Here is a 12363-nt window from a genome sequence, read left to right as displayed (position 1 = left end):
TTTCTATCTTCGCCACGCGGCTCAGTGATGGCGTACCTGCATCGTCAGGGCGCTACCACTGTCGCTGCGAAACAGCAGCTCGAACGGTTCGTGCCAGCTGCGCCTGTGCAGGGCATAGCGGCTGCTGCGCATCAGGCCGAGCGGCAACCCGCCACAACGCATCAGCCAGTGCGGCGAGGTGAGGCCCGCATTGGCAAAGGTCAGCCCGTCCTCCTGATCGAACAGCAGGGCCGCCATGGCAAAGGAGTGGCGCAGGCCCGACTCCAGCAGTTGCATATTGAGGTAATCCAGCAACCTATGCGGCTGGGCGAGCAACCGGCTCTCCTGCTGCTGAAACTGGCGATAGGGGCCGTTCATCAGGGAGCGCACCAGGGCCCCGCAAAACGCGGCGTCCACGCCGAGCACAGGCAGCTCCATTACCAGCACCAGCAGCTTGTCCTCCAGCTTGAAGGTATCGGGAATGAAGAGATTGCCCATGCCGGCAAAGGTTACCTGCCAGGGCCCCCACTCCTGCATCCCCGGCGGTGCCAGCCAGGCCAGCAGACGACTCGAGGCCAGATCGTGTCCCCGGAAGAAGTCGATGTGCTCCATCAACTCCAGCTGTTGGGTCTGATGAACATGGCTCGTCAGACACTGATCGATGCTGCGCCGGATCTGACCATAGTCAGTCACCGGCTTGATGAAAAAGTCTCTGGCACCCGCCCGCAGTGCCCGCTCGATCGCGGCCATCTGATCCTGGCCGGAGATGACGATCACCGGCACCTCGGGGTAGCGGGCCGTGAGGCAGGCGATCACCTCATGGCCATCCATGTTAGGCATATTGAGATCACACAACACGACGTCGGGATGATAGAGCGCCGCGGCAGAGAGTCCTTCTATTCCATCTTCAGCCTGGAAGACACAGGCCCCATCCTGCTCGAGATAAGATACCAGGGAGTGGCGAAAAACTGCTTCGTCTTCTACCACCAAGATCCGTAGTCCGGCTTTTGACATCTTGACAAAGCTCTTATTAGTCATATGGTTATTTGAATACTAAGACTAGATCATCGATCTTCGATCCCGCCACCCGATATTGTCGAGGCCCCCCCGAAATAGCCGACAAGTTTCCCAAGCATTTGAAAGGGGATGACTATTTTTCGGCTCTCAATCCGGGGCCATAGCCGCTTCGTAGTGACCATGGCCCACCCCACACTCGCATCCATGGGCACCACGAATTGTATGAGGCCCCTCCATGAGGGATAATGCCCCCACTCCAGATCGTGAAGCAAACCATGACGCCAGCCGAATACAGCGCCCTCGCCCATCCCAGACTCTCCCATCCGGCACGCAGCCTCTACACCCTGCAACTGCGCCGGCTGGTACTGGAGCATCGGCAGCCCAGGCTCAACTACCCCGAGCTCGGCCGCGCCTTGGCGGTCGTCGACCCAACCACGCCCGGCGGATTCAGCTACCAGGTCAACGCCCGCCAGCTGACCGAGCTGCTCGACGAGCTGATGGAGGCTGAGTTGTTGCAGGTCGAGGCCCAGGCTGACAGTGAGCACTACCATCAGTGCACCTTCCAGCTGCCTCTGCTGACCCAGCGGATACGCTCTCCCTTGCCGGAGCGCCCCTTCCAGATGCACCTGCAATGGCGACCAGACGAGGAGCTACCCGCCCTCGCCCGCCTGTGCGGCGTGATCGATGCCAGCTACAGCGAGGAGGATCTCGGGGAGTTCATCGCCTACTGGCTGGGCCGCCCCGAGGTATTCGACTCCCAGCACCAGTGGATGCTGAAGTTCATTCGCGCCCTCAAGAGTCGGCGCTACGCCCGCCGCCCGGCGACCGTGGTCACGGGGTACCAGCAGGTCGAGCCAACCCCCGTCGAGGCGGGTCCGAGCCGCCGGGCACAGGAGATGATCGATGAAGCCAAACGGCTGGCACAAGCTCAGGAGCCCGAGAATGATTGATACCAGGCGGCCACGAAGTGCACTATTGACGCCCTGCCCATCCAGCCACAGCCCTAGCAGAAGGAGCATTCCATGACAGATCCGCACGACCCGCTGCGCCAGGCACTGGAAGAGATCGAAGCCAGGCGCCAGAGGATCGCCAAGGCCAAGCAGGAGCAACAGGGACACGATCCCGAGCTCAAGCGCCACGTCAACAGCCTGCAGGAACGTATTCTTCGGCTGCGGGCCGCAACCGGCGGCAGCCAGTACGACTACGAGACACTGCGCAAGGAGTATGACGCCAAGGCCAACGCCGAGGTACGCGAGCTGCAGAAGGCGGCCCGCCAGGAGCGGATCCAGAAGCTGATCGCCCAGGCGGATCTCAATCCGGACTGGATCTTCGACAAGATGGATGCGAGCGACCCCGCACTGCAGTATCCCATCGAGACGGCTCGCTACTTCATCAGCGGCTTCGAGCACTGGGAGAAGAGCGGCGGCGGCTGCATGCTCATCTATGGCGACTATGGCACCGGCAAGTCCACCCTGGCGGGCGCCGTGGCCCACGAACTGATCGCGCGCCATCAGAAATCGGTGATCTTCCAGCAGTGGGCCTCCATCGTGGACCGGCTCTTCTTCAACGTCATCCAGGATCAGGAGGAGCGCAACCAGTACCGCCGCGCCCTAGAAGAGGTGGATCTGCTCATCGTCGACGAGGTGGCGGCCAACCGCGCCAAGATGGCGGAGAGCCAGTCCAGCTTCCTCGGCCACTTGCTGCGCCGCCGTCGCAACCTGTCCAAAAGCGTCATCATCATCACCAACCACAATCCCCAGAGCCTGCATCAGGCCATAGGTGACTTCAGCTTCGAGGCGATCAAGGCGTTCAACCCGGTGGACATCCACCTGAGCGGCCCCAGCCGTCGCCCCAGCATCGGCAACTATCAGGGCTGACGCCTGCGGGCCGGCGTCCTCGACGTCCGGCCCCTCCTTCCTCTCTCCCGCCTCACAAATAAAAACAACTCTCATTTACATGAGGCATGCGACCCCCTAGGCTAACCGTTTTGCCCAAGGAGGCTCTCACATGCCAACCACTCTCATCTTCGGCGCCAGCCGCGGGCTGGGCCGTGCCTTCACCGAGCAGGCCCTGCTGCTGGGTCACAGGGTCGTCGCCCTGGTGCGCCATGTCGACATGGCAACCGAGCTGCAAACTCAGGGCGTTGACGTCGTCATCGGGGATGCCCTGGATCCACAAGCCGTGGCCCAGGCTTGCCTGCTGGCAGGCAGCGGCGCCCTGGTGGTCTCCACCCTCGGCAGCTTCCGCCAGGCCGAGCCCGTCGACTACCTTGGCAATCGCCAGGTGATCGACGAGATGGAGCGTGCCGGGCTCAGGCGCCTGCTGCTGGTTACCTCCCTCGGCTGTGGCGACAGCTGGCAATACCTGCCCGAGCGGGCCCGGGCCGCCTTCGGTCACGAGGTGAGGCTCAAGAGCCTGGCGGAGAGCTGGCTGCAGACCAGCCCCCTTGACTGGACCATCTTGCGGCCCGCCGGCTTGCAGGATGGGGAGGCCGGCGGCCAGGCCGTGTTGAGTCAGGGAGAAGAGGTGCACGGCCTGGTCAGGCGCCAGGACGTGGCGATACGGGGTTTGCGACTGCTCACCGACCCGCAGGCCCTAGGCCAGATCTACGCCATCGCCGACCCCAGCCTCAGTCGGGGGTGAGCTGCGGAAAACAAGACGGTCAGCCCAGAGGCTGACCGTTTTGTTGTTCACCTTGTTTCGATGGCCTCTAGCGAGAAGCAGATTCCCCCTCTCCCGCTGCGGCCGGCACGTCCTGCATGACCTCGTTGCCCTCGGGGCTCGGTTGTCGCCGATGCAGCAACCAGCACGCCAGTACGCCATACAGCAGCGCCAACCCCCACAGCCGCCACCAATAGGCAGAGACCTGGGCAAAGTCGGCCCCCATCTGGTTGAGGCGCAGGAACCCTTCGATGGCCGCCGTGCTCGGCACCCACTGCCCCAGCCAGTTGAGCGGCGCCGGGATCAGCTCCAGTGGCCAGATAAAGCCTGCGAGGAACACCAGCGGCAGGGAGGAGAGCAACACCACCTGGGTCGGCAGATCGCGACGGTTGGCCAGGGCCCCCAGCACCACTCCAAACCAGGTGGTCGCGAGCAGGAACGGCAGGGTGAACAGCCAGAGCGCTCCGGGCGCTGCGGTGCGGGCGATGCCGTAGTGATCGAAGCAGAAGCCGAAGAAGTAGGTCACCGGCAGCACGAAGAGGCCGCCCACCACCAGGGTTCGCGCCAGCAACAAGGCCAGCACGGGGGCCCGCTGCCAATAGCCCTGCTCGCCACGGCGAGTGCGCTGGTTCTGGGTTGCCCCCAGAATGCCGGTCCCCATCAGCAGCACCTGGTGCAGGATCAGCACGAACACCGCCGGTACCACGTAGTTCACATAGCCCATGGTGGGGTTGAACACCGGCACCACGTTGAGGGCCACCGCATTCCAGCCCTGGGCGGCCTGGGGCAGCGCCTCCCCGTGGCTCAGCAGCCGTGCCACCTTGACTTGGGCGGCGAGCGTTCCCCCCGCCTGGGCCAGGCCTTCGGCAATGGTGCCATAGACCAGGAAGTAGGAGGCGTCGCCGGCATACCCCAGGGTCACGCTCCTGCCCAGCATCAGGTCCCGGTAGAAGTGGCGGGGAATGTGCAGGATGCCGCTCCCCTTGCCAGTCAGCAGCCACTGGCGCGCCTCATCCAGGCTGCCCACCCGCGCCACCAGTTTCACCTGGGGGGTGGCATCGGCCATGAACTCCAGCTGGCGGGAGAGCTGGCTGCCATCCTCGTTGACCACCACCACGGGCTCTTCCCGCGGCAGCTGGTGCAGGTAGGGCTGCGGATAGAGGAAGGAGTAGAAGAAGACGCCGCCAAACAGGGTCAGCATGATGGCGCGATCCGCCAGGAGCGTACGCAGCTCGAGGCGCACCAGATCCCAGAATCCCATCATGGTTTGGGCTCCTCATGAACAGGGGTCGCACTCGCCTGCCCCTGATAGCGGCGCACCACCAGCAGCAAGGGCAGCAGGAAGAGCAGCAGGGCCCCGAGCTGGGGCAGGGCCGCCGCCAGCGGCTGGCCGTAGTTGCTCTGCCCTATCTGCAGCTCCACATAGTGGGAGATAGGCAGGAGGCTGCGCCAGAACTGGGCCACGTCCCCCATGGCGCTGACCGGGAAGGTGACCCCCATGAAGGCGAAGCCTGGCGCCGTGTAAGCACCCGCCAGAGACAGGGCCCTCGCCGGATCCCGGATGATGGCGTAGAAGAAGGCCCCCATGATGACGCAAGCGGCCGAGGCCAGCCCCAATCCCGTCATCAGCACCAACCAGCTGCCTTCCATGGGATACCCCAGCCCCTTGAAGAGCAGCAGGCTCCACCCCAGCCCCCAGCCCCAGCCGATGAGCACATGGGGCAACAGGGTGCGCCAGAGGCCGAACCAGACCCCTCTGGTGGTCCAGTCCAGCCCCAAGCGATCGGTGCGGGCCAGGGCGTTGAGGCCGTAGAGCACCACCAGGATCTGCCACACCGCCGGCAACAGGGCGCTCAACAGAAACTGGGCGTAGCTGGAGTTGAGGTTGTAAAGCGCGGTCACCTGGCTCTCAATGGGCACCGACTGCCCCAGGGCGCCGGGCAGCGCCTTGCCGTCTGCCATTGCCTCCAGTACTCCTACCTGACCGTTGAGGGTGCCCACCACCTGCGCCAGCGCCGAATTGACCAGCTTGGCGATCAAAATGAACTGGCCGTTGTTGAACACTGTCACCCTGGGCTGGGTCCCCTCACGGGCGTCCCGCTCCAGATGGTTCGGGATCACCACCAGGGCGTAGATGTCCCCTCCCCGCAACGCCCAGGCCCCCTCGTCGATGGAATCAAACTGCTGCGCGACCTTGAGCCCGGCGGACGCATCCAGAGAAAACGCCAGTTGCCGGGAGAGGGTGCTCCGGTCGAGATCCACCAGACCCACCTTGAGATCCCGTGCCAGCCCGGCCGAGAAGATCCAGCACAGCAACCCGATCAGCAGCAGGGGCACCCAGCTCACGAGCGCCCGACTGAACGAGTCCTGCCACAGCAGCCGCCATTCGCGCCCCATCAGAGCTCGACCAGCACGCTCATGCCGACCCGCAAGCCTTCAACCGGCTGCAAGGGGCGTGCCTCCACCTGGAAGCTCTTCATGTCGAACCCCTGGCGGGTATCGGTGGCGCGCCAGGTGGCGAAGTCCCCCATCGCGGCCACATGGGTCACCTTGAGGCGCACCGTCTGGTCACCGAGGCCGGGGATGCGGGCGTCGAACTCGGTCCCGACCGCGAAGCGGGGCAGCAGATCCTCGCGGATGTGGAACTGGGCCCAGGCATCCTTCATGTCGAGCAGGGTGACCACGGGGAAACCCTGGGGTGCCAGCTCGCCGCTGCGCAGCAGCACCTGGGCGACTTCCCCCTCGTGGGGGCTGGTGATGCGGGTGTCGGCCAGGTAGGCCTCGACCTCGGCCACCGAACCGGCCGCCATCTTGGCCTGCTCGCGTGCAGCCACCTTGGTCTCTTCCCTCGCCCCTTCCAGAGCCATCTGGTATTGCTGCCAGGCCATGCCTTCGCTGTATCTGGCCGCCTGCCAGGCAGTCCAGGCCTCATCGCGCTTTTGCAGCGGCATGACGCCGTCGCGGTGCAGGCTGGCGATACGCTCGTAGGTTTTGCCACGGAGCAGGGCGGCCGCCTTGGCCTGCTGCCACTGATCCTTGGCGGCGGCGATCTGCTGGACCCGCGCTCCCTTCTCGGCCTCTTCGGCCATGGCACCTGCCGCCGCCTGACCCGCCTTGGCCTGGCTCAGCTTGGCCTCAATCTCGGGGCTCGCCAGGGTAAAGGCCAGCTGCCCCTTGGCAAGCTGCTCCCCTTTCTTCACCAGCACCTCGTCGATGCGGCCCGCCACCTTGGAGGAGACGGAGTACTGCTGCGCCTCTATCTGCCCCTGCAGGCGCACCGGCTCGGGCTGATAGGCCAGCCAGAAGCGCCAGCCGAGCCAGATGACCAGCAACACCAGCACCAATGGCAGCAACAGCGGCTTGCCCTGGCTCATCTTCTTCTTGATGGGGGGATGACTCATGAATTCACCTCGGCAGACGGGCGACCCTTGGCGGTCGACACGGACATGAATAACGGAGTGGAAGAGAGCGCGATCATGAGTTCACCTCTATGGCCTGGCCATGCTGATACTGGTTGAAGCTGTTCATCTGACCGGAGAGTGCCAACAGGCGGGCCAGGGAGATCACGTATTGATAGGCGGCGGCGGCGCGCTGGGTCTTGACCCCGGCAAGCTGGGTCTGGGCATCGACCACATCGAGGGAAGTGGAGAGCCCCTGACCGAATGCCTTGTCACGCAGCCGCACGTTCTCCTCGGCCAGGGCCTGGGTCGAGGAGAGGGAGTGATACTCCTCCAGCCCCTGGGCCGCCTCGCGCCACGTCTTCTCGACCAGCAACTCCAGATCCTGGCGGGTCTTGGCTTGCAGCAGGTTGACCTGGAGTTCGGCGCTCTTGGCCGCCTGGACCGTCTCTGAGCGGCCATCACGGCTCACCAGCGGCATGCTGACCCCGACCCCGACCAGCCAGTCCGGCGTGGTCTTGGAGACGATGGAGTCATCTTCATAAAGGTTGTAGTTGCCGAACAGGAACAGCTCGGGCGCGTACTTGCCCTTCTCCAGCTTGATCATGCCCTGGGCCTGCTCCTTCTTGGCAGCCAGCAGCTTGAGGCCGGGGTGCACCGTCAGGGTCTCCTGCACGAAGGGATCGAGCTGGGGCATACCCTCGTTGATGAAGAGACGGGTATTGGGCTCCGCCTGCTTGAGCTTGAGCATGTGGCCGAGGGCCAGCTGGGCGATCTCCAGGCTGCGCCGCGCCTTCTGGGTATCGATACGCGCCCTGTCATAGGCCGACTGGGCGGAGAGCCGCTCCACCCTGGCGATCTGGCCCTGGGCTTCCAGCTTCTTGGCGTGATCCAGATGATGAGCCAGTCCCTCCTCTATCCCCTGCTTGGTCTGCACCACCTGGGCCGCCAGCACCACCCCGAAGTAGGTCTGGGAGAGGCTCTCGAAAGTGGACTGCTGCTTGAGCACCAGCAGTTGCTGCGCCTCGCTCACCTGGGCCTCGCGAATGTCCTGGGCCGCATCGATGCGCCCGCCCGTGAACAATGGCCACAACATCTTGACCGAGCTGGTCACCACGTTCTGCTTGGTGAGGGGGGTAACGAAGTCGCTCGGGCTGAGATTGAGCGCCTGCATGACGGGCCCCAGCACCTTGCCAAATTCGGGGTGATTGGCGATGGGATTGAGATCCAGCATGTCGAGTTCCATCGGCTGATCGAGGTGGGTATAGCTGGCCCCCACATCCACCTTGGGCAGGTACATGGCCTTGGCCGCCTCCCGCAGTTGCTGGGCACGTTCCACTCCGGCCTGCTCCGCCGCCAAGCCATCATCCTGCTGGATGACCCGACTCCAGGCTTCGGTGAAACTGACGGTCTGTGCCTGGGCAGAGCCCAGAATGGCTCCCAGCAGGCATGGACAGAGCGATTTGATGAACCTTGACGTCATACATCCCCAATTCACGTTTGTAATGAAATTGTGTGGAGCCTTTGCTCGATCCCGGCCCGCTATCATAGCCTAAAGCGGCTTGGGAAGGAGACTCACAAATCACCGCGCCCCCCATTCGTTTGACCCTGAACATGCTCCCAGACAATATGTCCGATTTTCAAGCACTCCTGAATTTGCAAGCCTTGGCGCGACGTTTTTTTCAGAAAAAAATGGCTGACGCTCAAATACTAACCTTTTCTCCTGACTAAAAAATGCGTAATATACGCCGCCCTAAGCCGATGGTAACCGTGGAATGCAGATAGGTCCCCACACGCTTGAAACTCCCCTGATCGTGGCCCCCATGGCCGGTGTAACAGACCGACCATTTCGTGAACTTTGTTTACGTTTGGGAGCCGGCATGGCCGTTTCCGAGATGCTGCTGGCCAACCCGGATGTCTGGGATACCCAGAAAACCCGGATGAGAATGGATCACTCTGCTGAAGGCGGCTTGCGATCGGTCCAGATTGCCGGTTCCGACCCCGAGATGATGGCGTTTGCTGCCCGCTACAACGTGGAGCAGGGCGCTCAGATCGTCGACATCAACATGGGATGTCCGGCAAAAAAAGTGAATAAAAAGCTGGCAGGTTCCGCCCTGCTGCGTCAACCCGATCTGGTCAGAACCATCTGTCGGGCCGTGGTGGATGCGGTGGACGTGCCTGTCACCTTGAAGATCCGCACAGGATGGGATCCGGATAACCGCAATGGCGAGGAGATCGCCCGAATCGCCGAAGATTGCGGTATCGCGGCCCTTGCCGTGCATGGTCGTACCCGCGCCTGCCTCTACAAGGGGGAAGCGGAGTACGACACTATCAGGGCGATTAAGCAGGCCGTATCGATTCCTGTTGTCGCCAATGGCGACATCAACAGCCCGGAGAAGGCCCGGTATGTCCTCGACTATACCGGTGTCGATGCCGTGATGATCGGCCGTGCTGCGCAAGGACGACCCTGGATTTTCCGGGAAATCCGCCATTTTCTTGAGACGGGCACCAAGCTGCCGCCTCCCGACAGGGAAGAGGTTCGCACCCTGATGAACGAGCATGTTACCAATCTGCACCAGTTTTACGGTGCATATCTGGGAGCGCGCATTGCCCGTAAACACGTGGGCTGGTATCTGGATGAAGAAGAGGCGGGCCGAGAATTCCGTAAGCACTTCAATGCCCTGGATTGTGCAGACGCACAGCTTGAGGCACTCGAAGCGTATTTCGATGGATTAGGTTAACGCATAACTAAAGAGCCGACCGAATATGTTCGAACAAACCCTGACTTCTGATGCATTGGTAACAACTACTCACAATCACGCTGCCGAGCCGACCCAGCGCCCCCTGCGTGACTCTGTGCAACAGGCCCTGCGTAACTACTTGGCCCAGTTGAACGGTCAGGAAGTGATTGATCTGTACGATATGGTTCTCTCCGAAGTCGAAGCTCCCATGCTGGACGTGATCATGCAGTACACCCGTGGCAACCAGACTCGCGCCGCCGTGATGATGGGGATCAACCGCGGTACCCTGCGCAAGAAACTCAAGCGCTACGGCATGAACTGATTTCAGTCAGCCTGCTGCAGTGCAGACGAAGGCGTATCCCAGCGATGGGATGCGCCTTTTTCTATGCCCGGTGTTTACCTTCTCACTCCACCGCCAGCTTGATGCCGAGCCCCACGAACAAACCTCCCATCACGCGCTTGAGCCAGGTCGCCACTCGGGCAGGCAGACGCACCTTGCTGCTCGCAAACGCGGTGGAGAAGGCTAGCAGATGGCACCAGATCATGCCGTTGAAGTTGAAGATGCAGCCCAGCACGATAAAGGCCAGCGCCTTCTGCGGCGCCGCCGGATCGATGAACTGGGGCACGAAGGCGAGGAAGAAGAGCGCGACCTTGGGATTGAGCACATTGGTGAGCAGCCCTTGCCGGAAGATCCGGCCATAAGAGAGCCTGGACAGTGCCACAGTCTCATTCGCAGCGGCTGCAGCGCCAGGCCTCTGCCTGAGCAGTGAAATCCCCAGATAAACCAGATAGAGCGCCCCCATCAGCTTGATGACGGCAAACAGCTCGGCCGATGCACTCAGCAGGGCCGACAGCCCCAGGGCTGCGGCCAGCACGTGCACCATGGTGCCCGTGCCGATACCCAATGCCGCCATGGAGCCCGCCCGCCATCCCTGGGAACCGCTGCGCAGCATGATGAGCAGGGAATCGGGCCCGGGCATCATGTTCAGCAATAGCCCGGATACTATAAACAACGCCAGATCGTGGATCCCCAACATACACAGTTCCCTTGTCAATGAAGTTCACAGTCTAAGGATCCGGCAACGCTTGTCACTCCCTCCCGCCGCAATAGTGATCATCAGAAAAAGGAATGGCAACTCATTGCGCTCAGAGTCATCACCCCCCAGGACGATTGGAAACAACCTTGGCAAGTAGACTCTTTATTCGATGGAAAGGGATGGCAGATACAGTAGAAGTAGCAGGAACAGCAGGTGTAAAGGAAAGCAAGGCTACCGGGAGCCGAATATCAGGCAATAAAAAAAGCCCGCTCGGATGAGCGGGCTTTTTTTTGTTGGGTGCCTGGCAGTGTCCTACTCTCGCATGGCGAATGCCACACTACCATCGGCGCTACAGCGTTTCACTTCTGAGTTCGGCATGGGGTCAGGTGGTTCCACTGCGCTATTGCCGCCAGGCAAAATCTTCAATCTTGGAAAGCTGACGTGAATAACGACTTGGCTAGTGTGCTGCCTCGCTATCACTGAATTTGTAAGTAGTTCATGCACTTGCTACAAGGCCCAGAACACTTCTTGGGTGTTGTATGGTTAAGCCTCACGGGTAATTAGTATGGGTTAGCTCAACACGTCGCCGCGCTTACACACCCCACCTATCAACGTTGTGGTCTCCAACGGCCCTTTAGGACCCTCAAGGGGTCAGGGATGACTCATCTCAGGGCTCGCTTCCCGCTTAGATGCTTTCAGCGGTTATCGATTCCGAACTTAGCTACCGGGCAGTGCCACTGGCGTGACAACCCGAACACCAGAGGTTCGTTCACTCCGGTCCTCTCGTACTAGGAGCAACTCCCTTCAATCATCCAACGCCCACGGCAGATAGGGACCGAACTGTCTCACGACGTTCTGAACCCAGCTCGCGTACCACTTTAAATGGCGAACAGCCATACCCTTGGGACCGACTTCAGCCCCAGGATGTGATGAGCCGACATCGAGGTGCCAAACACCGCCGTCGATATGAACTCTTGGGCGGTATCAGCCTGTTATCCCCGGAGTACCTTTTATCCGTTGAGCGATGGCCCTTCCATTCAGAACCACCGGATCACTATGACCTACTTTCGTACCTGCTCGACCTGTCCGTCTCGCAGTTAAGCTGGCTTATGCCATTGCACTAACCTCCTGATGTCCGACCAGGATTAGCCAACCTTCGTGCTCCTCCGTTACTCTTTGGGAGGAGACCGCCCCAGTCAAACTACCCACCAGGCACTGTCCGCGAGCCCGATTCAGGGCCCTGCGTTAGAACATCAAACATACAAGGGTGGTATTTCAAGGACGGCTCCAGCGCAACTGGCGTCACGCCTTCAAAGCCTCCCACCTATCCTACACATGTAGGTTCAATGTTCAGTGCCAAGCTGTAGTAAAGGTTCACGGGGTCTTTCCGTCTAGCCGCGGGTACACCGCATCTTCACGGCGAATTCGATTTCACTGAGTCTCGGGTGGAGACAGCATGGCCATGGTTACACCATTCGTGCAGGTCGGAACTTACCCGACAAGGAATTTCGCTACCTTAGGACCGTTATA

General features: G+C 61.5%; 11 protein-coding genes and 2 rRNA genes (1 of these 13 running past the window's edge). 5 read left to right on the top strand and 8 right to left on the bottom strand.

Going from position 1 to position 12363, the window contains the following annotated elements; all coding sequences use genetic code 11:
- Positions 1 to 21: 21 nt before the first annotated feature.
- Positions 22 to 993, bottom strand: coding sequence for a response regulator (locus I6L45_RS10320; RefSeq protein WP_216984142.1), 972 nt, complete (start codon positions 991 to 993; stop codon positions 22 to 24).
- 278 nt (positions 994 to 1271) lie between these two features.
- On the opposite strand from I6L45_RS10320, the gene I6L45_RS10315 reads away from it, so the two are divergent.
- The 3 genes from I6L45_RS10315 to I6L45_RS10305 all read left to right on the top strand — a co-directional run bounded on the left by I6L45_RS10315 (position 1272) and on the right by I6L45_RS10305 (position 3639).
- Complete coding sequence (locus I6L45_RS10315) at positions 1272 to 1946, top strand: DnaT-like ssDNA-binding domain-containing protein (RefSeq protein ID WP_216984197.1); 675 nt, start codon at positions 1272 to 1274, stop codon at positions 1944 to 1946.
- Positions 1947 to 2018: 72 nt separating this feature from the next.
- Positions 2019 to 2873 carry a DnaA/Hda family protein gene (locus tag I6L45_RS10310; RefSeq protein WP_216984141.1) on the top strand — a complete coding sequence of 285 codons (855 nt, stop codon included), beginning with the start codon at positions 2019 to 2021 and terminating at the stop codon, positions 2871 to 2873.
- A gap of 130 nt (positions 2874 to 3003) precedes the next feature.
- Positions 3004 to 3639 (top strand): SDR family oxidoreductase, encoded by a 636-nt coding sequence (locus tag I6L45_RS10305; protein WP_216984140.1) that lies wholly within the window; start codon positions 3004 to 3006, stop codon positions 3637 to 3639.
- Positions 3640 to 3706: 67 nt separating this feature from the next.
- On the opposite strand, the gene I6L45_RS10300 is transcribed toward I6L45_RS10305, so the two are convergent.
- The 4 genes from I6L45_RS10300 to I6L45_RS10285 form a co-directional block, all read right to left on the bottom strand.
- Entirely contained in the window at positions 3707 to 4921 is a 1215-nt protein-coding gene (locus I6L45_RS10300; RefSeq protein WP_254204385.1) for an ABC transporter permease, read from the bottom strand.
- A complete protein-coding gene (locus I6L45_RS10295; RefSeq protein WP_216984139.1) occupies positions 4918 to 6054 on the bottom strand; it encodes an ABC transporter permease in 1137 nt (378 codons plus the stop codon). The genes I6L45_RS10300 and I6L45_RS10295 overlap by 4 nt, the downstream gene beginning before the upstream one ends.
- Complete coding sequence (locus I6L45_RS10290) at positions 6054 to 7058, bottom strand: HlyD family secretion protein (protein ID WP_216984138.1); 1005 nt, start codon at positions 7056 to 7058, stop codon at positions 6054 to 6056. Before I6L45_RS10290 ends, I6L45_RS10295 begins: the two co-directional genes overlap by 1 nt.
- Positions 7059 to 7131: 73 nt before the next feature.
- Complete coding sequence (locus tag I6L45_RS10285; protein ID WP_216984137.1) at positions 7132 to 8538, bottom strand: TolC family protein; 1407 nt, start codon at positions 8536 to 8538, stop codon at positions 7132 to 7134.
- A 292-nt stretch (positions 8539 to 8830) separates the two neighbouring features.
- Between I6L45_RS10285 and dusB the strand changes: the two genes are divergently transcribed.
- Entirely contained in the window at positions 8831 to 9796 is a 966-nt protein-coding gene (gene dusB, locus I6L45_RS10280) for a tRNA dihydrouridine synthase DusB (protein ID WP_043764217.1), read from the top strand.
- Positions 9797 to 9821: 25 nt separating this feature from the next.
- Positions 9822 to 10118: a DNA-binding transcriptional regulator Fis gene (gene fis, locus I6L45_RS10275; RefSeq protein WP_005309538.1), complete on the top strand. Its 297-nt coding sequence runs from the start codon at positions 9822 to 9824 to the stop codon at positions 10116 to 10118.
- 82 nt (positions 10119 to 10200) lie between these two features.
- On the opposite strand, the gene I6L45_RS10270 is transcribed toward fis, so the two are convergent.
- From I6L45_RS10270 to I6L45_RS10260, 3 genes are all read right to left on the bottom strand, one after another.
- The gene (locus tag I6L45_RS10270) at positions 10201 to 10833 is read right to left on the bottom strand and encodes a LysE family translocator (RefSeq protein WP_216984136.1); all 633 of its coding nucleotides are present in this window, start codon (positions 10831 to 10833) and stop codon (positions 10201 to 10203) included.
- 299 nt (positions 10834 to 11132) lie between these two features.
- Positions 11133 to 11247, bottom strand: a 5S ribosomal RNA gene (gene rrf, locus I6L45_RS10265).
- Between the two features lie 125 nt (positions 11248 to 11372).
- Positions 11373 to 12363, bottom strand: a 23S ribosomal RNA gene (locus I6L45_RS10260) (it continues 1898 nt past the right edge of the window).

The sequence above is a fragment of the Aeromonas sp. FDAARGOS 1415 genome, assembly GCF_019048365.1.
GTDB classification, from domain to species: Bacteria; Pseudomonadota; Gammaproteobacteria; order Enterobacterales; family Aeromonadaceae; genus Aeromonas; species Aeromonas taiwanensis.
This window is presented reverse-complemented; position numbering and strand designations above follow the sequence as displayed.